Source organism: Chromobacterium aquaticum, from assembly GCF_021129195.1.
Taxonomy (GTDB): domain Bacteria; phylum Pseudomonadota; class Gammaproteobacteria; order Burkholderiales; family Chromobacteriaceae; genus Chromobacterium; species Chromobacterium aquaticum.
Genome location: NZ_JAJOHW010000114.1, coordinates 1 through 17,708, shown reverse-complemented (window position 1 = coordinate 17,708; position 17,708 = coordinate 1). Strand labels below are relative to the sequence as shown.

Genomic DNA, 17,708 nt, shown 5'->3' with positions numbered 1-17,708 from the left:
GCCCTGGTTGCGGCGCACGCCGGCGTCGCAGGCAAAGCCCAGCAAGGCGAAGCCGGCGGCGACGCCGGGCTGCCATGGGCGGATGCGTTGATGCCAGCGACGCGCCAGTTCGCCCTCGGCGTCGATGCGGCCGCTCCAGGCCGCGGGAGGTGTGTGTAGCGTCATGCTTGGTCTTTCGGTTCGGGGCCGCTCAATCGCAGCCCAGGTAAGCGCTGATATTGCGCGCGGCCTGGCGGGTTTGCTCCACCAGCTGGGCGCGGCGTTGGGCGCGGCCGGAAGGCGCCATCAAGGTCAAGGCGCCCAGCAGTTTGCGCCGCCCCTGCAGCAAGGGGGCGCTGACGCCCCAGATGCCGGCATCGATGGCGCTGTCGCTGGTGGCGTAGCCCTGGCGGCGTACCTCGGCCAGGGTCTGGCGCAGGGCCTCGTGTTCCTGCGGCGGCAGCATGCTGTCCAGGGTGGCCTGGCTGTGCGCGGCCGGCATGAAGGCCAGCAAGGCCAGCGCCGACGCGCCGCGCGCCAGCGGCTGGCCCTTGCCGGCGGCGAAGGCGCAGCGCAGCGCCTGCTGGCTTTCCATCATCTCTATGCAGATCACCTGCTGACGGGTGGCCACCATCAAGGCCACGGTTTCATTGCTCAGCCGCGCCAGCCGCTGCATTTCCGGGCGCGCCTGCGCCGCCAGCGTGTTGTGCCGCTGAAAGCCCATCGCCAGTTGCAGGCCCAGCGGGCCGGCGTGGTAGGCGCCGTCCGCGCCCGCTTGCAGCAGGCCCCACTGGCTCAAGTGAGTCAGCTGGCGGTACAGCGTGGACGGCGGCAAGGCCAGCTGCTGCGCCATGTCCTTGGCGCTCAGCGGCTGAGGCGAGGCCGCCACCAGCTGCAGGGTTTGCAACAGGCGATCGGAAGAAGAGCTGAGAATGGGCATGTCCGGTCCTTATTAGGATTTTCTAACCTTATCTATTGCGACCGCCGCTAAAAAGCCCGGTTTCCCACCTGGCGGTAATTCATTGCCTATTTTTGTTTGCCATTCCCGCATTGCGGGAAAACGGGGCGCGGACACAGAAGGGCGGCTGGCGCGCGGCGGCGCGCATGGTTTACACTGCCAGCCTGCATCCACCATGGATAAAGAGAGGCCGTCTCCTCTTGGCGAGGCGGCGACGACGCGGACACGCCGGCTTTGATACGGATTCAAGCCCCGCCCGCAAAACGAAAGAAAGGAGGTTATATGGTTCAGTTTGCGCGCCCAGAAATGTTGGCTCGCTTGTATGGCACATTTGCCGGCTCTTGCCCGAGTTCCATCGCGCTGCGATAACCGGGGCGGAGCAAAGCCACTCTTCACTTCGAGTTTCACTCGCCGAGTCTTTCCCGACTCCCACGTTGTCGCCAGCGCTCCTGTTGACAGGGACGATCACGTCCCGAAAAAACGAGAGCAAGAGCATGACAACCCTGATTTCCGCGCAATCCCTGCAACTGGACGCCGGCCACGGCCCGCTGTTCCAGGACCTTTCCTTTACCGTAAAACTGGGCGATCGCATCGGCCTGCTGGGCCATAACGGCTGCGGCAAGAGCAGCCTGCTCGACGTGCTGGCCGGCCAGCGCGAAGCCAATGCCGGCGCGGTGCAATACGCCGGCCTGTGCCGTCTGCAATATGTGGAGCAGCATCTGCCGCCGCAATTGGCCGCGGTGAGCGCGCGCGTGGCGCTGCTGGAGGCGGTGGACCGTCAGCCCGAGCAGCACTGGCGGGTGGACAGCCTGCTGGACGAACTGGAACTGTCGGCCGCGGCCGATACCCCGGTGGCCAGTCTCAGCGGCGGCCAGCACACCCGGCTGCTGCTGGGCCGCGCGGTGCTGCGCCAGCCCAATCTGCTGCTGCTGGACGAGCCCAGCAACCATCTGGACCTGCCGTCGCTGCTGTGGCTGGAGGATTTCCTGCGCCGTTGGCAGGGCGGCTTCATCCTGGTGTCCCATGATGCGCGGTTGCTGGACGCGGTGACCGCGCACAGCTGGATCCTGCGCGATCAGCGCCTGTACCGCTTCGAGCAGCCGTGCAGCCAGGCGCGGGCCGCGCTGGCGGAAGCCGATGCCGCCGCCCGCGCGCGCCATGCCGGCGAGCAGAAGGAGATAGACCGCCTGAACGCCAGCAGCAAGCGGCTGGCGATCTGGGGCCGCGAGCATGACAATGAAAAACTGCTGCGCCAGGCCAAGTCCATGCAAAGGCGGGTGGAGCGGCTGAAGGAGGAGCAAGCCTTCGTCAGCCGCGGCAGCCCGTGGCGCTTGCAGCTGCAGGGCCAGCCGCTGGCGGCGGACCGGCTGCAGGCTTTCGAAGGCTTGCAGGTGCGCGCCGCGCCCGGCCTGCCGGCCTTGTTCGAGGTCGATGAACTGAGCTTGCGCAGCGGCGACAAGGTGGCCTTGCTCGGCGCCAACGGCGCCGGCAAGTCCTCCTTGCTGCGCCAGTGCTGGTGGGACTGGCTGCAAGGCAAGGCCGGCGCGGGCTGGCGGCCGCACCCGGCGGCGCGCGTCGCTTATTACGATCAGTCGCTGCGCCGGCTGGATGACGCGGCCGCGCTGCCGGACGCGCTGTATCCGTTCGCGCCGCTGAGCGATGTGGAGCGGCGCCAGGCGTTGATTTCCGCCGGCTTCGCCTATGCGCGCCACGGTCAGACCGTGGCCACTCTCAGCGGCGGCGAACGCGCGCGGCTGCTATTCCTGGCGCTGTCGCTGGCCAGCTACCACCTGCTGTGGCTGGACGAGCCGACCAACCATCTGGACCTGGACGGCAAGCGCGAACTGGCCGAGGAACTGGCCGGCTTTGCCGGCGGCTTCCTGCTGGTGTCGCACGACCGCGAGCTGATCGAGCAATCATGCAACCGCTTCTGGGTGGTCAGCGACGGCCGGCTGCGTGAGTGGCCGGACGCCGCCAGCGCCTACGCCCAGCTGTTCACCCCGCCAGCCGTCGCGGCGGTGGCCGATCAGCCGCCGGCGGCCGACGGCGCGTCCGCTCCAAGCGGCGCGGAGCGGCAGCTGGAGCGCTTGTACCAGCTGGAAGCGCTGCTGAGCGCCGACCTGGCGCGCAAACCCAAGCATCAAAAGCCGAAATTGCAGCGGGAATGGCGGCGTGAGATGGGGATGCTGGAGCAGGCGCTGGGCTTGTAAACCGGATGGGCGGCGTTTAAACGCCGCCCGTTCGTCGCGTGTTTCGCCGCTTTGTCCATCGCCTTGCGCGCTTCGTCGCAAGTCGCTGTCGGTGGTGGTTGGCGCTGACTACAGTGAGCAGCGTCAAGCACGACACATCACGAGGAGTTAGACATGGATCGGAAAAAACACGCGGAAGCCCTGGACGGACTGAACGGCGCCAAACACAAGATCGCCATTTACTGGCGGCTTTATGTAGACTGGCTGGCCGGCCTCGGCTGGGGGCGGCTGGCGCTGATCTCACTGCTGGCCTTGGTTTTGAGCGGTGTGCTGGCCTTGAGCGGCGCGGTGGTTTTTTTGATACTGATGTCCTTCCTGGTGAAGGCTTGCGTCGCGTCGAAGCCGTCGCGGCCGGCGGCGCTGACCGAGCGGACCGAGGAAGAAATGAAGCAAGACCGGGGGGCGTATCATGGATAGGCAAAAACATGCGGAGGCGCTGGCGGGCATTGACCTCGTCAGCCACAAGGCTTCCATCTACTGGTGGTTGTTTTTCGACTGGCTGGCCGTCGTCGGCTGGGGGCGGCTGCTGCTGATCTGCTTCCTGGGGCTGATCATGGGCGGCATCATCGGGGTGCCGGTGCTGGCCTTCTTCCTGGGCGTGGCCGTCTGCATCGTCAAGATAGTGGCCGGCGGCAAGCGTCGGGCGGAACAGCGCGCCGACGCAGCGGTGGAGCGCAGCCAGCAGGCGGAGGAACTGGCCGAGGTGGAGGCCTTGCAACGCCAGCTGGCGGAGGCGCGGATGGGGGCGCTGCAGGCGCAGATCGAGCCGCACTTCCTGTTCAATACCTTGTCCTCGGTGTGTCAGCTGATGGAAACCGCGCCGGAGCGCGCCTTGCTGATGCAAAAGGCGCTGATCCGCTACCTGCGCTCCTCGCTGCCGGAGTGGCGGGAGTCCCCGGCGGAAACCAGCCTGGGCCAGCAGCTGGAATTATCGCGCGCCTATCTCGACATCATGCAGCTGCGCATGGAGGACCGGCTGCGAGTGCGGCTGGAGGTGCCGGAGTCGCTGTTGGACGCGCGCTTTCCGGTGATGATGCTGCAAACCCTGGTGGAAAACGCGATCAAGCACGGCCTGGAGCCCAAGGCCGAGGGCGGCGAGATCCTCATCGACGCCAAGGTGCTGGCCGGCGAGCTTAGGGTGGCGGTCAGCGACAGCGGCGTCGGCTTTCCCGAGCAGCCGGGGCAGGGCATGGGCCTGAGCAATATCCGCGAGCGCCTGGCCATGCTGCATGGCGAACGCGCGCAACTGCTGCTGGAAGTGTTGCCGGCAGGCGGCACCCGCGCCACCATAGGCCTGCCGTTCGCGCTGGTGTGAGCGGCCGGCCTGGAAGAGGACTGCATTAATGAGCAAACTGAGCGCGGTGATCGCCGACGACGAGCGCCTGATGCGCGAGCAACTGCGCATGGCCTTGCAGCGGGTATGGCCGGAGTTGAGGATAGTGGCCGAGGCCCACGACGGCGCCGAGGCGGTGGAATTGGTGCGCGAACATAGCCCGGACCTGGCTTTCCTGGACATCACCATGCCGGTGCAGAACGGCATCGCCGCGGCGATGGAGATAGACGGCCTGTGCCCGGTGGTGTTCGTCACCGCTTACGACCAGTACGCGATCAAGGCCTTCGAGGAAGGCGCGGTGGACTATCTGCTCAAGCCGGTGGAGGACGAGCGGCTGTTGCGCACGCGCCAGCGCTGGGAGCAGCGGCAGCTGACGCTGCCCTCGCATTGGCAGGCATCCTTGCAACAATTGAGCCGCCAATTGGCGCGGCCGGATTATCTGCGCTGGATCAAGGCCTCGGTGGGCAACAGCCTGCGCATGATCAGCACCGGCGAGGTGCTGTTTTTCCAGTCCGATGAAAAATACACCCGAGTGCAGACCGCCGCTTGTGAAGCCTTGATCCGCATGCCGATCAAGGAACTGTTGCAGGCGCTGGACCCGGACGAGTTCTGGCAGATCCACCGCTCCACCCTGGTGCGGGTGGACGCCATCGAACAGATCAAGCGCGATGACGGCCAGCGCGGCCTCATGCTGCAATTGCGCGGCTACCCCGAGCCGCTGGAAGTCAGCCGCAGCTACGCCCATCTGTTTCAGCGCATGTGAGCCAGCCGCGGCCGGCATGAAAACTGCTTGATCCTGTCCCATGATCCATGGGGAGAACAAGATGATGCGCATCAGACTCGCGCCGGCGCTGGCGGCCGGCGATTATTCGCGCTTGAGCGCGCTGTTGGCCGATAGTGTGGCCGGCGGCGCCTCGGTGGGCTTCCTCGCGCCCTTGCCGCTGGCGGAGGCCGCCGCCTACTGGGCGCAGGTGGACGCGCTGTTGGGGCCGGGATTGCAACTATGGCTGGCGGAAGAGGGCGAGGAACTGCTGGGCTGCGTGCAGCTGGCGCCTTGCCAGCGCGGCAACGGCCGCCACCGCGCCGAGGTGCAGAAGCTCTTGGTGCATTCCGCCCGCCGCGGCCGCGGCGTGGCGCGCCAATTGATGGCGGCGCTGGAAGATCATGCACATAAACAGGGCATCCGCCTGCTGGTGCTGGACACCGAGGCCGGTTCCGGCGCGGAGGAGGTTTACCGCAAGCTGGGTTGGCGCAAAAGCGGCGAGATTCCGGATTACGCCGCCAGCCCGGACGGCCGCCTGCATCCCACCGCCTATTACTTCAAACAGCTGTGATGCGTCCGACTTTATGAAACCTCTCTCGAGCGCCGCCGCGAGATAGTGATGCGGCACTCGCGATGCGTTTGCGCCTAGTCAGGCTTTTGCTCGCGAGGTTTTGAACTGGCTTTTAGCGCGGGCTTATCGCCGCCAGCGCGTCGCGCACCGCGGCGAGCGTCAGCTCCGGCTCGGATAATTGGGGGAAATGGCCGCTGCCGGCGGTGACGACGCGGCAGCCGCGCGGCGACAGCGCCGCCAGCCGACGTTGGCCGGCGACGCGAGCGTCCAACTCCGCTTGGGACGTCAGCCAGGGCAGCATCGGCGGCGCGGCGCACAGCAGGGTCAGCGGGATGTCCGGAAACGGCGGCGCCTCGGCGATCTGCTCCACGCTGCGGCTCAGCTGGCCGGTTTCGTTCAGGGTGTCCCTGTCCTGGGCCAGGTCCAAGGCCCGACGCAGCCATTGGCTCAGTCGGCCTTGCCGCGCCTGGCGCGCGTCCATCTCCTCCGGCGCGCTGGCGTCCAGCCACACCACGGCGGCCACTTCGCCGGCGTAGCTGCGGGCGAACAGATTGGCGATCAAGCCGCCCAGCGCGTGGGCCACCAGCACATAGGGCGGAGCCAGGTCCGCCTTGAACAGCAGCGCGCGCAGGGTTTCCATCATCGCCGCGCCGGTCTGCGCCTCGCGCGCGTTACCGCTATTGCCTATGCCGCAGCGGTTGTAGGCGAACACGGTGCCGAGCGCGGCGAGCGCGGGCAGCATCTTGTACCAGCCTTCCAGCGGAGCGCCGGCGTCGTTGATCAGCACGATGGGAGGCGCGCCGCTGCCGGCGAGCAGGTATTCCATCGGCACGCCGTCTATGGCGGCGCTGAGTTTGGGCGGCAGGGTGCTCATGGCGCAAGCGGGAGGCCGAAGGGCCTGAAAGTGGTCTATCTCCATGTTTTTGTAAGTAAAAAATTAATTCAGTTCCTGAATATCATGATGATGGTGCATTTTCTTGCGCAAACAACGGCCGGCTCAAGCGTTGGCCCAGCTCCTGCGCCAGGTAGTCCACCCAGGCGCTGACACGCGGCGCCAGCGCGCCTTGCTTGTAGAACACCGCCCAGATGGTCTGGCTCCACGGCAGGCTGATGGCGTCCAGCACCGGCAGCAAGCGACCGCTGCGCAGATCTTCTGCGGTGAGCAGGTCGTTGAGACAGGCGATGCCGGCGCCGTGCAAGGCCAGGTGCAGCAGGGTTTCGCCGCTGGAGGCGGTCAGCGTCGGCTGGATCGCCAGCCCATTGCCGCCGCGGTGGCGCAGCGGCCATAGATTGAGCGTTTCCGGCGCGGTGAAGCCCAGCAGCCGGTGCCGCGCCAGCGCGTCCACGCTATCCGGCGCGCCGTGGCGGCTCAGATAGTCCGGCGCGGCCACCAGGCGGATGCGGCTGTCGCCCAGGCGGCGGGCATTGAGGCTGGAGTCCGCCAGCGCGCCCATGCCGACGCGGACGGCGACGTCGGCGCGTTCTTCGATCAGGTCGACGATGCCTTCCGCGCCGGTCAGCTCCAGCCGCACCTGCGGGTAGCGTTCCAGAAAGCCGGCCGTCAGCGGCGCGATCAGCCGGGTGAGGATGGGGGTGGCGGCGTTGACGCGCAGCAGGCCGCTGGGCTGGGCCAGGCTGGCGGCGAGTTGGGTCTCGGTGTCCCGTAGCTCGGCCAGGATATGGCGCGTGCGCTCCAGCAGCCAGCGGCCTTCGGCGGTCAGGTCCAGCCGGCGGGTGGTGCGGGTGATCAGCGCCACGCCCAGCTGTTTTTCCAGCCGGCTGACACTGCGGCTGATGCCGGACGGGGTCTGACCCAGGCGTTCCGCGGCGGCGGAGAAGGAGCCGGCGTCTATGACTGAGACAAACGCAATCAGCGCTTCCATTGGTAGCATTGTTGATTCCAAATCAAAAGTTATTGTCAGTGAAGCGGATTTTTCCGCGGCTGGCAAGCGCGCAGAATGCGGCCCTATTCGCTGGGTCCGCGTGAGCGGGCCGATCTGGCTTTTCTTTGGGAGAACACCATGCCGCTTGCCTTATGGGCGCTGACCTTGAGCGCCTTCGCCATTGGCACCACCGAATTCGTCATCGTGGGCCTGATTCCCACCGTCGCCGCCAGCCTGGGGGTGTCGCTACCGTCCGCCGGTCTGCTGGTCAGTCTTTACGCCTTGGGCGTGGCGGTGGGCGCGCCGCTGTTGACCGCGCTGACCGGCCGCGTGCCGCGCAAGCCTCTGCTGCTGGGGCTGATGGCCTTGTTCACCCTGGGCAATCTGGTGGCCTGGCTGGCACCGGGCTACCAGGCGCTGATGGCGGCGCGGGTGCTGACCGGCCTGGCGCACGGGGTGTTCTTTTCCATAGGCTCCACCATCGCCACCGGCCTGGTCAGCAAGGACAAGGCGGCCAGCGCCATCGCGCTGATGTTCAGCGGTCTGACGGTGGCCTTGGTGACCGGGGTGCCGCTGGGCACCTTCATCGGCCAGACCCTGGGCTGGCAGGCCACCTTCCTGGCGGTATCCATGCTGGGCGTGCTGGCCTTCATCGGCAGCCTGTTGTTGGTGCCCAGGGATATTCCGCAGCCGCCGCCGGCCTCGCTGGCCGCGCAGCTGGCGGTGCTGAAGCGGCCGCGGCTATTGCTGGTCTACGCGATGACGGCCTTGGGCTACGGCGGTTCTTTCATCGCCTTCACCTATCTGGCGCCCATTCTGGAACAAGTCAGCGGTTTCGCGCCGTCGCGGGTGGGGCTGGTGATGCTGGTGTACGGCGTGTCGGTGGCGGTGGGCAATATCTGGGGCGGCCGGCTGGCGGACCGCAAGGGGCCGGTGCGCGCCTTGCAACTGATCTTCGGCTTGTTGGCGCTGGTATTGCTGGCGCTGAGCTTCACCGCGCCGTCGCCGGCGTGGGTGCTGGTCACGGTGCTGGCCTGGGGCGCGGTGGCTTTCGGCAATGTGGCCGGTCTGCAGCTCTATGTGGTGCGGCAGGCGGAACGCGACGCGCCGCAGGCGGTGAACGTGGCCTCCGGCCTGAACATCGCCGCCTTCAATGTCGGCATCGCCGGCGGCGCCTGGGCCGGCGGCTGGGTGGTGGCGGAGCTGGGTCTGTTGGCCACGCCGTGGATAGGCGCCTTGGTGGTGCTGGCGGCCCTGGGCTTGACCACCTGGTCCGGCGTGTTGGACCGCCGCGCGGCGCGCGCGCCGACCATGTGTTCGCAAGCGGTTTGATCGCAGGCGCAGGATGATGGCAATAAAGCGCCGCAGGGCGCGTAACTGAAAGGATGTTTAATCATGGATATGCCAAAAATAGGTTTGGGAACCTTCCGCCTGCAAGGGCAACAAGTGGTGGACTCGGTTTTGACCGGGCTGGAGTTGGGCTACCGCCACATCGACACCGCGCAGATTTACGGCAACGAGGCCGAGGTGGGGCAGGCGCTGCGCCAGAGCGGATTGCCGCGCGAGCAGGTGTTTCTCACCACCAAGATCTGGACCGAGAACCTGGGGCGGGAAAAATTGGCCGACAGCCTGCGCCGCAGCCTGGATCTGCTGGGCGTGGAGCAGGTGGACATGGCGCTGATCCATTGGCCGTCGCCCGGCGACGAGCTGCCGGTGGCGGAATATATGGAAGCCTTGGCCCTGGCCAAGCAGCAGGGGTTGACGCGGCGGATAGGCGTGTCCAATTTCACCATCGCCCATCTGCGTCAGGCGCTGGCCGCGGTGGGGCCGGGCGAGATCGCCAATCAGCAGGTGGAAGTGCATCCCTTTTTGCAGAACCGCAAGCTGCTGGCCTTCTGCCGCGAGCAGGGCGTGCCGGTCACCGCCTATATGCCTCTGGCCTACGGCAAGGTGATGGACGAGCCGCTATTGCGCGAAATCGCCGCGCGGCATCGGGCCAGTCCGGCGCAGCTGGCCTTGGCCTGGCTATTGCGGCAGGAGCTGGCGGTGATCCCGTCGTCCACCCGGCGCGCCAATCTGGCAGCCAATCTGCAGGCGGCGGCGTTGCGCTTGAGCGAGGCGGAGATGGACGCCATCGCCGGCCTGGAGCGGGGCGAGCGGCTGGCCGCTCCGGAGTTCGGTCCGCGTTGGGATTAAGAGCCTGTTCAAAGTCTCGCGAGCAAGAGCGAGACAAGGCGAAAACGAGCGAAAAAGCGGAATGTACTAGTGGTACATGAGCATTTTGAGCTGGTTTTCAACGCCGTATCGCCGAAGCGCAGCAGACTTTGAACAGGTTCTAAGAGGCGGCAGGCGGCGGCCTGTAGCGCGGCGGCAACTTGCAGCGGGGTTTGCCGCCGGTCAAGGAAATCGGGTTTGAGCGACATCTGTGGCTTGAGGGGGCTTTTCGGCCAGTGGTATGTTTGTGGTATTCCCGGCTTGGCCGCGCGCCGCGCCGTTTGATTCTCCATTTCTCCAGGTGGCGATGATGTCCAAACCCCGTGCCGTATATTTGCAGTCGGGCGGCCCGACTGCGGTGTTGAACGCTTCCGCGCAGGGCGCGATAGAAACCGCGCGCCAGCGCGGCCTGTCGATGTACGGCGCTTTCGACGGCCTCGCCGGCCTGCTGGACGGCCGGCTATGCGATATCGACGCGGTGTCGGACGAGGCCATCGCCCAGCTCGCCTTCATGCCGGGCGGCAGCTTTGGCGTCAGCCGGCGCATGATAGGCAGCTTCGCCGAGGCCGGCGACGACTGGCGGCGGTTGCGCGAGGTGCTGGCTCGGCACGATATCCATTATCTGCTGGTCAACGGCGGCAACGGTTCGCTGGGCTGCGCCGAGCGTTTGGCGGAGTTCGAGCGCCACATGGGTTATCCGCTCAAGGTGGTGGGCATTCCCAAGACCATAGACAACGACCTGGTGGGCACCGACAACAGCCCCGGCTACGGTTCCTCCGCCAAGTTCCTGGCCAGCGCGATGCGCGAGGTGGGCCTGGACATGACCAGCATGGGCTGGGGCCGGGTCTTCATCATGGAAACCATGGGCCGCCATACCGGCTGGCTGGCGGCGGCCTGCGCGGCGGCGGCGCGCAATGAGCGCGAAGCGCCGCATTTGTTGCTGCTGCCGGAGGTGGCATTCGACGCCGAGCGTTTCCTCGCCGCGGTGGACGACAGGCTGGCGCGTTTCGGCCAGTGCGCGATCGCGGTGGCGGAGGGCATCACCGACGCCGACGGCCGCTTCGTCGCCGAGGCCAAGAAGTCCGAGGTCTACGGCCATGAGCAACTGGGCGGCGCCGGCCACTGGATCGCTCAACTGCTGCTGCGCGAGCGCGGCATTTCCGCGCACGTGGCGCAGGTGGATTATCTGCAGCGCGCCGGCGGCCATCTGGGGTCCAGCATGGATGTGCGCCAGGCCTACATCATGGGCGAGCGGGCGGTGGAATGGCTGCTGGCCGGCAAGAGCGGCGTGATGGCCGGCATCAAGCGCATTCAGGACCATCCCTATTGCTGGGACGTGGTGGAGGTGCCGCTATCGGAGGTGGGCGATCAGGAGAAGCGACTGCCGCCGGAATTCATCGGCGCGGACGGCTTCAGCGTGACGCCGGCCTTCCTCGATTATGTGCGGCCCTTGATGGAGGGCGAGCGGATTCCGCCGTTCAAGGATGGATTGCCGGATTATCGGCCCATCGCCTGGCCCAAGGTTTGAGGGCGGAAGACTCTGGATGGAAGAACCCGGCTGGCGCCGGGTTTTTTATTGCCCGGTGCCTGGTCGCGCGGCATTTTCAAACCCGGATTGAAAGAGTCTGCGCGCGGTCGGTCTGTTTGGTCTTGCGCGGCGTCTTCATACTGACGGTTGGAGGCGTAGGCCAGCGCGCCGCCGCCGCATCATCATCCCAAGAGCCTGTTCAAAGTCTCGCGAGCAAGAGCGAGACAAGGCGAAAACGAGCGAGAAAGCGGAATGATCAAGCGGTACATGAGCATTTCGAAGCGGGTTTCAACGCCCATTTCCATCCATCCCACCGCAGCGCAGCAGACTTTGAACAGGCTCTAAGAGCCTGTTTACGATCTCGCGAGCTAAGGCGAGACAAGGCGAAAATGGCTGAGAAAGCGGAATGTACAGGTGGTACATGAGCATTTCGAAGACGTTTTCAACGCTGTATCGCCGACGCGCAGCAAATCGTAAACAGGTTCTAAGAACGGAGAACCACATCATGACGACATTACCCCTGACCAGCATCGCCGTGCTCAAGGCCAAGCCCGGCCAGCGCGACGCCTTGCGCGAGGCCTTGACCGCCTTGGTCGAGCCCACGCGCCGCGAGGCGGGCAACCTCGATTACACCTTGTTCGAACTCACGGACGAGCCGGGCAGCTTTTACATGCGGGAAGCCTTCGTCAGCCGCTCCGCGCTGGACGAGCACTTGGCCGCGCCTTATTTCCAGGCTTTCGAAAAGCGCTTCGATGAATTGCTGGCTGAGCCGATCAAGCTGATTTTCCTCGACAAGGTGGCTTGAGGCGGGAAATGAAACAGGCCCGGCATGGGCCGGGCCTGTTGGCGGAGGGGGGCTGGCTTACAGCACCAAACCGCCGATCAGCGCCGACAGAATGCTGACCAGGGTGGAGCCGTACACCAGTTTCAGGCCGAAGCGGGACACCATATTGCCGCGTTCCTCGTCCAGGCCCTTGACCGCGCCGGCGATGATGCCGATGGAACTGAAGTTGGCGAAGGACACCAGGAAGATGGAGATCACGCCTATGGTGTATTCCGACAACTGGGCGGTGAGCTTTTTCAGTTCCATCATCGCCACGAATTCATTGGTCACCAGTTTGGTGGCCATGATGCTGCTGGCCGGCATGATGTCGGCGGCCGGGATGCCCATCAGCCAGGCGAAGGGGTAGAACACATAGCCCAGCACATACTGGAAGTTGACGCCGAAGATGGCGTCGAAGATGTGGTTGACGGTGGTGATCAGCGCGATGAAGCCGATCAGCATCGCGCCGACGATCACGGCGATCTTGAAGCCGGCCATGATGTAATCGCCCAGCATTTCGAAGAAGGACATGCGGTGGGCGGCTTCGGCGCTGATCAGTTCATCGTCGTCCTGGCTGGCGTCGTAGGGGTTGATCAGCGACAGGATGATGAAGGTGCTGAACAGGTTGAGGATCAGCGCGGTGACCACGAAACGCGGCTGGATGATCTGCATGTAAGAGCCGACGATGGACATCGACACCGTGGACATCGCGGTGGCGGCCAGCGTGTACATGCGCTTTTCCGAGAAGCTGCCGATGATGTTCTTGTAGGCGATGAAGTTCTCGGACTGGCCGACGATCATCGAGCCGACGGCGTTGAAGGACTCGATCTTGCCCATGCCGCTGATCTTGGCCAGCACCCAGCCTATGCCGCGTATCACCCAGGGCAGCACGCGGATGTGCTGCAGGATGCCGATCAGCACCGAGATGTAGACGATGGGCATCAGCACCTTGAGGAAGAAGCTGAACTCGCCCTGATTGAGCAGGCCGCCGAACACGAAGTTGGTGCCTTCGCCGGCATAGCTCATCAATTTGTCGAACACGCCGGCCACGCCGCCGACCAGGGTCAGGCCGTAGCTGGAGTGCAGCAGAAAGTAGGCCAGCGCCATTTCCACCACGATCAGTTGCAGCACGTAGCGGATCTTGATGTTCTTGCGGTCGCGCGCCACCAATTGGGTCAGCAGGAAGACCACCAGCAGTCCGAAGACGAATTGAAGTATGTGCATATCTATTGCCTTGATGGGCCGTCCTTCAGGCAGGAGCGGCGATGTTGGCGGGCGGGCCCGCTGTGTGTGCTTGCGATCTCGTTATCGGTTTAACCGGTAAATTTTGACATGAAGAGATTCGCTGTTCCATGTAAAAAGCATTAGCGCCTCACTGTGCGCCAATCCGTCGTTGCCGACTACCCGTTTTGGTCAAACAAGCTGCATTGCCCGCCGGCAAAAATAAAGCCCCCGGCCGCGGCCGGAGGCTTGTCGCATGCGGGTTTATTGCGCTTGCTGTTCCGCTTCGCGGCGGGCTTGCTCGGCGAAATAATAATCGCGGCGCGCTTGCTTGGCGGCTGCCTTTTCCGCCAGTTCCTGCTCCTTCTTGGCGGCTTCCGCCGCCGCCTCGGCGCGCTGGGCGGCCTTGATCGCTTCGCGCTCGGCTTCCTCGGCGGCTTCGATCACGGCGATTTCGCTGCGGCTCTTGCACGGGCCGGTCTTTTCGAACCAGGCCACCGATTCCACGTGGGCGGTGTGCGGGAACATATTGATGATGCCGGCCGTTTTCAGCGTGTAGCCCTTGGTGTGCACCAGCACATTGGCGTCGCGCGCCAGCGTGGCCGGGTTACAGGACACGTAGACGATGCGCTTGGGCGCGGTGTCCTCGGTGATGGCTTTCAGCAGCTGCACCGCGCCGTCGCGCGGCGGGTCCACCAGCATCTTGTCGAAGCGGCCGAGCGCGGCGAAGGATTCCTCGGTGACTTCGAACAGATTGGCCATTTCATAGCTGACCTTGTCCTGCAGGCCGTTGTGGGTGGCGTTTTCCACCGCGCGCTTGACCAGGGCCTGGCTGCCTTCCATGCCGTGAACCTTGGCGCCGGAGCGGGCGATGGGCAGGGTGAAGTTGCCGATGCCGCAGAACATGTCGGCGATGCGCTCGCCCGGCTGCGGGTCCAGGAATTTCAGCGCGCGCGACACCATCACCGCGTTGATTTCAGGGTTCACCTGGGTGAACTCGGTGGGGTAGTAGGGCATCTCCACGCGGTATTCCGGCAGGCTGTAAGTCAGCTTGGGCGCGTCCAGCGGGTAGATCGGATAACAGGTGTCCGGACCCTTGGGTTGCAGCCAGATCTGCAGCGGCCGCGCCTGGCTGCCATGGGTGTCGGAGAAGGCGCGCAGCACGGCGTGGTCGGCATCGTTGATGGCTTCCATATTGCGGAACACCAGGATGTCCACCTTATCGCCCACCGCCAGCTCCACCTGGGGCATGCGGTTGTTGATCGACAGCTTGTAGATCATCTCGCGCAGCGGCACGATCAGGTCCGAGATATGGCGCGGCAGGATATGGCATTCGCTCATATCGGTGATGTAGGTGGAGCGCTTCTCGTGGAAGCCCACCAGCACGCCGCCTTTTTTCTCCACCAGCCGCGCCGACATCCGCGCGCGATGGCGGTAATGCCAGGCCGGGCCGGCGATCGGGGTCAGCACTTGCTGCGGCTTGACCCGGCCGATGCGGGCCAGATTGTCTTCCAGCACTCTTTGCTTGACCGCCACCTGGGCGCTGAACTCCACATGCTGCATCGAACAGCCGCCGCAGGTGCCGTAATGCGGACAGCGCGGCTGTGTGCGCAGGAAGCTTTCCTTCAGCACCTGGCTGGTGTTGGCGTTTTCGTAGGACGACTTCTTGCGGTAGGCGCTATAGACCACGGTTTCGTACGGCAGCGCGCCATCGATGAAGATGGTCTTGCCGTCGACGTGGGCGACCCCCCGGCCTTCGTGATCCAGCGATTCGACCTGGGCGATAGTCTGTTTGTGCGTCATGGTGTTGCGTGGAAAATCAATCGGAAAGCGGTAATTTTCTCAAATTATCCGGCGGCGCGCAGGGGTTTTTTGCCGACGGCGGCGGCGGCGCCGACTTCAACCTCCAGCCCGGCCGCCTTCCATTGCGGAAAGCCGCTGTCCAGCCGCCTGGCGTTCAGGCCGCGCGCGCGCAGCGCCGCCACCGCCTGGGTGGACAGCACGCAGTAGGGGCCGCGGCAGTAAGCGATGATTTCGGCGCCGGCGCGCAGCTGCTCCAGACCGTGTTCCAGCAGCTCCGGCGGCAGATTGAGCGCGCCGGGCAAATGGCCGGCCGCGTACTCGTCCGCCGGGCGCACGTCCAGCAAGATGAGGTCGCCGTCGTTCAGCCGCCGCAGCAGTTCGTCCAGCGTCACGCCGTCCAGCGCCTCGGGCCGCGCCGCGGCATCGTTCAGCAGCGCGCGGATGGCGCCGCGTTGGTGCTCGGCCTGACGGCGCAGCGCGTCCAGCACGGTCAGAATGGGGCCGTCGCCCAGCCGGTACAACACATGCTTGCCGTCGCGGCGCGACAACACCAGTCCGGATCGTTTCAGGTGTTGCAGGTGTTGCGAGGCGTTGGCGATGGACAGGCCGGCCAGCTCGGCCAGCCGTTCAACCGGGCGTTCGCCCTGGGCGATGTGTTCCAGCAATAGCAGGCGGTGGGCATGACTCAGGGTGCGGGCCAATTCGGCCAGATCGGCGAAGCGTTCCGGAGCGGGCGGGGCGGCGGTGGACATGAGCGGCTTTCAAAATATCATTCAATCAATCTATTTAATGATAGTCTATTGACTGGATTTTGTCTGCGCCTGCTCGTGCTCAGCGACTTGCGGCGGACACTGAATGGTTCTGCGAGGAGAGAGCATGGATGCGATAGCGGAATGGCTGGCGCGCGGCGCGCTGGTGGGCGTCGGCGCCACGGCGGTGATGGACGCATGGGCATGGCTGCTGCGACGGGGCTTTGGCGAGCCGTCGCTGGATTATGCGCTGGTGGGGCGCTGGATAGGGCATTGGCGGCGGGGCCGCTTCCGTCACGCTGGCATCGTCCGCGCCGAGCCGGTGCGCGGCGAACGGGCGCTGGGTTGGCTCGCGCATTATCTGATCGGCGTGGTGTTCGCTTTGTTATTGTTGGCGGTCTGCGGCGCGGCCTGGTGGCGGGAGCCGACGCCGGGGCCGGCGCTATTGTTCGGCCTTGCCAGCGTGGCGGCGCCGTTTTTGCTGATGCAGCCGGCGATGGGAGCGGGCTTCTTCGCCGCGAAGACGCCGCAACCCTGGGTGACGCGTCGGCGCAGCCTGATGGCGCACGCCAGCTTTGGCGTCGGCCTGTACGCGGCGGCCTGGGTCTTGGCGCCTTGGCCGGCGCTTTGAGGCGAGGCCGGCCATGCTGACGTAAAACCGACAATATTGTCGGACAATATTGCTTGGGCCGAGGTTTGGTAATAGTCAGAATCTTGCTTTTCCACGCTTTCTGTTAGAATCGAACAATAGTGATTTCAAATATGGTGCGGTATGTTGAAGCGATGTATTGGGCTGTTTGGGGTGCTGGGATTGGGCGCGGCGACGGTTGCCGGCGCGGCGGTGATTCCCGAGCCCGATGTGCAAGTCAGCCCCACTGGCCTGCATCTGGTGCTCAATCTGCCGCAAGCCAGGTTGTTCCAGTACCAGGATGGCCACTTGTCCAAGATCTACCCGGTGGCGGTGGGCAAGATGTTGACCCAGACGCCTATCGGCAGCTTCGACATCACCGGCATCTACAAGGCGCCGGCCTGGCATGTGCCGCGCTCCATCCAGGAAGAAATGCGCCGCAGCGGCAAGGAAGTGCAGACCGTGGTGCCGCCGGGGCCCAGTAACCCGCTGGGGCCGGTGTTCATCCGTTTCGGCGAGGCCAAGCTGGGCTTGGGCTTCCATGGCACCAATGCGCCGGGTTCGGTGCCGGGCTTCCGCAGCCATGGCTGCGTGCGCATGAAAAACGATGACGCCTTGCTGCTGTCCAAGACCGTCACCCGCGGCGACGCGGTGACGGTGGCCTATCAGACCGTGTTGCTGAACCAGGACGCGGCCGGCAATCTGTGGCTGACCGCTTACCGCAATCATTACAAGCAGGATGATCCTTCTTTCCCGATGCTGGCGGAAACGCTGCTGGCCTGGCAGAAGCAGAAGTCCGCGGTGGTGTACGGCGCGCGGGTGGATCAGGCCTTGAAGGCGCGCAAGGGCGTGCCGGTATGCCTGACCTGCAAGGACGTGGCCAAGGCCAAGGTGGACGGCGATCTGGCGGTGGTGCGTTGGCTATCGCCCGGTCAGACCGGCGACACCCAGTTCGCGCGCGAGCCGGCTGGCCGCGAGCCGGGCGGCCCGCTGCCCACCCAGGCCG

At 65.2% G+C, this 17,708-nt stretch carries 17 protein-coding genes; 11 read left to right on the top strand and 6 right to left on the bottom strand.

The window, feature by feature from the left end; all coding sequences use genetic code 11:
* Window positions 1–190: 190 nt before the first annotated feature.
* Complete coding sequence (locus LQT98_RS17750) at window positions 191–919, bottom strand: IclR family transcriptional regulator (RefSeq protein ID WP_231463959.1); 729 nt, start codon at window positions 917–919, stop codon at window positions 191–193.
* 512 nt (window positions 920–1,431) lie between these two features.
* On the opposite strand from LQT98_RS17750, the gene LQT98_RS17745 reads away from it, so the two are divergent.
* From LQT98_RS17745 to LQT98_RS17725, 5 genes are all read left to right on the top strand, one after another.
* Entirely contained in the window at window positions 1,432–3,147 is a 1,716-nt protein-coding gene (locus LQT98_RS17745) for an ABC-F family ATP-binding cassette domain-containing protein (protein WP_231463957.1), read from the top strand.
* 153 nt (window positions 3,148–3,300) lie between these two features.
* Window positions 3,301–3,603 (top strand): hypothetical protein, encoded by a 303-nt coding sequence (locus tag LQT98_RS17740; protein ID WP_048411670.1) that lies wholly within the window; start codon window positions 3,301–3,303, stop codon window positions 3,601–3,603.
* Window positions 3,596–4,501, top strand: a complete 906-nt coding sequence (locus LQT98_RS17735; protein ID WP_231463955.1) for a sensor histidine kinase — start codon at window positions 3,596–3,598, stop codon at window positions 4,499–4,501. The genes LQT98_RS17740 and LQT98_RS17735 overlap by 8 nt, the downstream gene beginning before the upstream one ends.
* 28 nt (window positions 4,502–4,529) lie before the next feature.
* On the top strand, window positions 4,530–5,282 hold the full coding sequence (locus tag LQT98_RS17730; RefSeq protein ID WP_231463953.1) for a LytR/AlgR family response regulator transcription factor: 753 nt from the start codon (window positions 4,530–4,532) through the stop codon (window positions 5,280–5,282).
* 61 nt (window positions 5,283–5,343) lie between these two features.
* A complete protein-coding gene (locus LQT98_RS17725) occupies window positions 5,344–5,853 on the top strand; it encodes a GNAT family N-acetyltransferase (protein WP_231463951.1) in 510 nt (169 codons plus the stop codon).
* A 112-nt stretch (window positions 5,854–5,965) separates the two neighbouring features.
* On the opposite strand, the gene LQT98_RS17720 is transcribed toward LQT98_RS17725, so the two are convergent.
* Together LQT98_RS17720 and LQT98_RS17715 are read right to left on the bottom strand one after the other, a co-directional pair.
* Window positions 5,966–6,727, bottom strand: a complete 762-nt coding sequence (locus tag LQT98_RS17720) for an alpha/beta fold hydrolase (protein WP_231463949.1) — start codon at window positions 6,725–6,727, stop codon at window positions 5,966–5,968.
* Between the two features lie 82 nt (window positions 6,728–6,809).
* Window positions 6,810–7,745, bottom strand: coding sequence for a LysR family transcriptional regulator (locus tag LQT98_RS17715; protein ID WP_231463947.1), 936 nt, complete (start codon window positions 7,743–7,745; stop codon window positions 6,810–6,812).
* 129 nt (window positions 7,746–7,874) lie between these two features.
* On the opposite strand from LQT98_RS17715, the gene LQT98_RS17710 reads away from it, so the two are divergent.
* The 4 genes from LQT98_RS17710 to LQT98_RS17695 all read left to right on the top strand — a co-directional run bounded on the left by LQT98_RS17710 (window position 7,875) and on the right by LQT98_RS17695 (window position 12,283).
* Complete coding sequence (locus LQT98_RS17710; protein ID WP_231463944.1) at window positions 7,875–9,068, top strand: MFS transporter; 1,194 nt, start codon at window positions 7,875–7,877, stop codon at window positions 9,066–9,068.
* Window positions 9,069–9,131: 63 nt separating this feature from the next.
* On the top strand, window positions 9,132–9,932 hold the full coding sequence (gene dkgB / locus LQT98_RS17705; RefSeq protein WP_231463942.1) for a 2,5-didehydrogluconate reductase DkgB: 801 nt from the start codon (window positions 9,132–9,134) through the stop codon (window positions 9,930–9,932).
* 328 nt (window positions 9,933–10,260) lie between these two features.
* Window positions 10,261–11,478: a 6-phosphofructokinase gene (locus LQT98_RS17700; RefSeq protein ID WP_082151188.1), complete on the top strand. Its 1,218-nt coding sequence runs from the start codon at window positions 10,261–10,263 to the stop codon at window positions 11,476–11,478.
* Window positions 11,479–11,983: 505 nt separating this feature from the next.
* Window positions 11,984–12,283: a putative quinol monooxygenase gene (locus LQT98_RS17695; protein ID WP_231463940.1), complete on the top strand. Its 300-nt coding sequence runs from the start codon at window positions 11,984–11,986 to the stop codon at window positions 12,281–12,283.
* A 57-nt stretch (window positions 12,284–12,340) separates the two neighbouring features.
* On the opposite strand, the gene LQT98_RS17690 is transcribed toward LQT98_RS17695, so the two are convergent.
* The 3 genes from LQT98_RS17690 to LQT98_RS17680 form a co-directional block, all read right to left on the bottom strand.
* On the bottom strand, window positions 12,341–13,525 hold the full coding sequence (locus LQT98_RS17690) for a NupC/NupG family nucleoside CNT transporter (protein WP_231463938.1): 1,185 nt from the start codon (window positions 13,523–13,525) through the stop codon (window positions 12,341–12,343).
* A gap of 261 nt (window positions 13,526–13,786) precedes the next feature.
* Window positions 13,787–15,325, bottom strand: a complete 1,539-nt coding sequence (gene rlmD / locus LQT98_RS17685; RefSeq protein WP_231463937.1) for a 23S rRNA (uracil(1939)-C(5))-methyltransferase RlmD — start codon at window positions 15,323–15,325, stop codon at window positions 13,787–13,789.
* A gap of 44 nt (window positions 15,326–15,369) precedes the next feature.
* Window positions 15,370–16,077 carry an ArsR/SmtB family transcription factor gene (locus tag LQT98_RS17680; protein WP_231463935.1) on the bottom strand — a complete coding sequence of 236 codons (708 nt, stop codon included), beginning with the start codon at window positions 16,075–16,077 and terminating at the stop codon, window positions 15,370–15,372.
* A gap of 124 nt (window positions 16,078–16,201) precedes the next feature.
* Here LQT98_RS17680 and LQT98_RS17675 point away from each other — a divergent pair, with 124 nt between their 5' ends.
* Both LQT98_RS17675 and LQT98_RS17670 read left to right on the top strand, forming a co-directional pair.
* On the top strand, window positions 16,202–16,705 hold the full coding sequence (locus LQT98_RS17675) for a DUF2938 domain-containing protein (RefSeq protein WP_231463933.1): 504 nt from the start codon (window positions 16,202–16,204) through the stop codon (window positions 16,703–16,705).
* A gap of 141 nt (window positions 16,706–16,846) precedes the next feature.
* The coding region (locus LQT98_RS17670; protein WP_231463931.1) for a L,D-transpeptidase at window positions 16,847–17,708 on the top strand (862 nt) is incomplete at its 3' end.

Excerpts from the sequence above, each read along its gene's own strand:
- dkgB (WP_231463942.1), top strand. The coding sequence starts at position 9,132 with ATGGATATGCCAAAAATAGGTTTGGGAACCTTCCGCCTGCAAGGGCAA.
- LQT98_RS17700 (WP_082151188.1), top strand. The coding sequence starts at position 10,261 with ATGTCCAAACCCCGTGCCGTATATTTGCAGTCGGGCGGCCCGACTGCG.
- LQT98_RS17680 (WP_231463935.1), bottom strand. The coding sequence starts at position 16,077 with ATGTCCACCGCCGCCCCGCCCGCTCCGGAACGCTTCGCCGATCTGGCC.
- LQT98_RS17745 (WP_231463957.1), top strand. The coding sequence starts at position 1,432 with ATGACAACCCTGATTTCCGCGCAATCCCTGCAACTGGACGCCGGCCAC.
- LQT98_RS17730 (WP_231463953.1), top strand. The coding sequence starts at position 4,530 with ATGAGCAAACTGAGCGCGGTGATCGCCGACGACGAGCGCCTGATGCGC.
- LQT98_RS17750 (WP_231463959.1), bottom strand. The coding sequence starts at position 919 with ATGCCCATTCTCAGCTCTTCTTCCGATCGCCTGTTGCAAACCCTGCAG.
- LQT98_RS17740 (WP_048411670.1), top strand. The coding sequence starts at position 3,301 with ATGGATCGGAAAAAACACGCGGAAGCCCTGGACGGACTGAACGGCGCC.
- rlmD (WP_231463937.1), bottom strand. The coding sequence starts at position 15,325 with ATGACGCACAAACAGACTATCGCCCAGGTCGAATCGCTGGATCACGAA.
- LQT98_RS17695 (WP_231463940.1), top strand. The coding sequence starts at position 11,984 with ATGACGACATTACCCCTGACCAGCATCGCCGTGCTCAAGGCCAAGCCC.
- LQT98_RS17675 (WP_231463933.1), top strand. The coding sequence starts at position 16,202 with ATGGATGCGATAGCGGAATGGCTGGCGCGCGGCGCGCTGGTGGGCGTC.
- LQT98_RS17710 (WP_231463944.1), top strand. The coding sequence starts at position 7,875 with ATGCCGCTTGCCTTATGGGCGCTGACCTTGAGCGCCTTCGCCATTGGC.
- LQT98_RS17725 (WP_231463951.1), top strand. The coding sequence starts at position 5,344 with ATGATGCGCATCAGACTCGCGCCGGCGCTGGCGGCCGGCGATTATTCG.
- LQT98_RS17720 (WP_231463949.1), bottom strand. The coding sequence starts at position 6,727 with ATGAGCACCCTGCCGCCCAAACTCAGCGCCGCCATAGACGGCGTGCCG.
- LQT98_RS17690 (WP_231463938.1), bottom strand. The coding sequence starts at position 13,525 with ATGCACATACTTCAATTCGTCTTCGGACTGCTGGTGGTCTTCCTGCTG.
- LQT98_RS17715 (WP_231463947.1), bottom strand. The coding sequence starts at position 7,745 with ATGCTACCAATGGAAGCGCTGATTGCGTTTGTCTCAGTCATAGACGCC.
- LQT98_RS17735 (WP_231463955.1), top strand. The coding sequence starts at position 3,596 with ATGGATAGGCAAAAACATGCGGAGGCGCTGGCGGGCATTGACCTCGTC.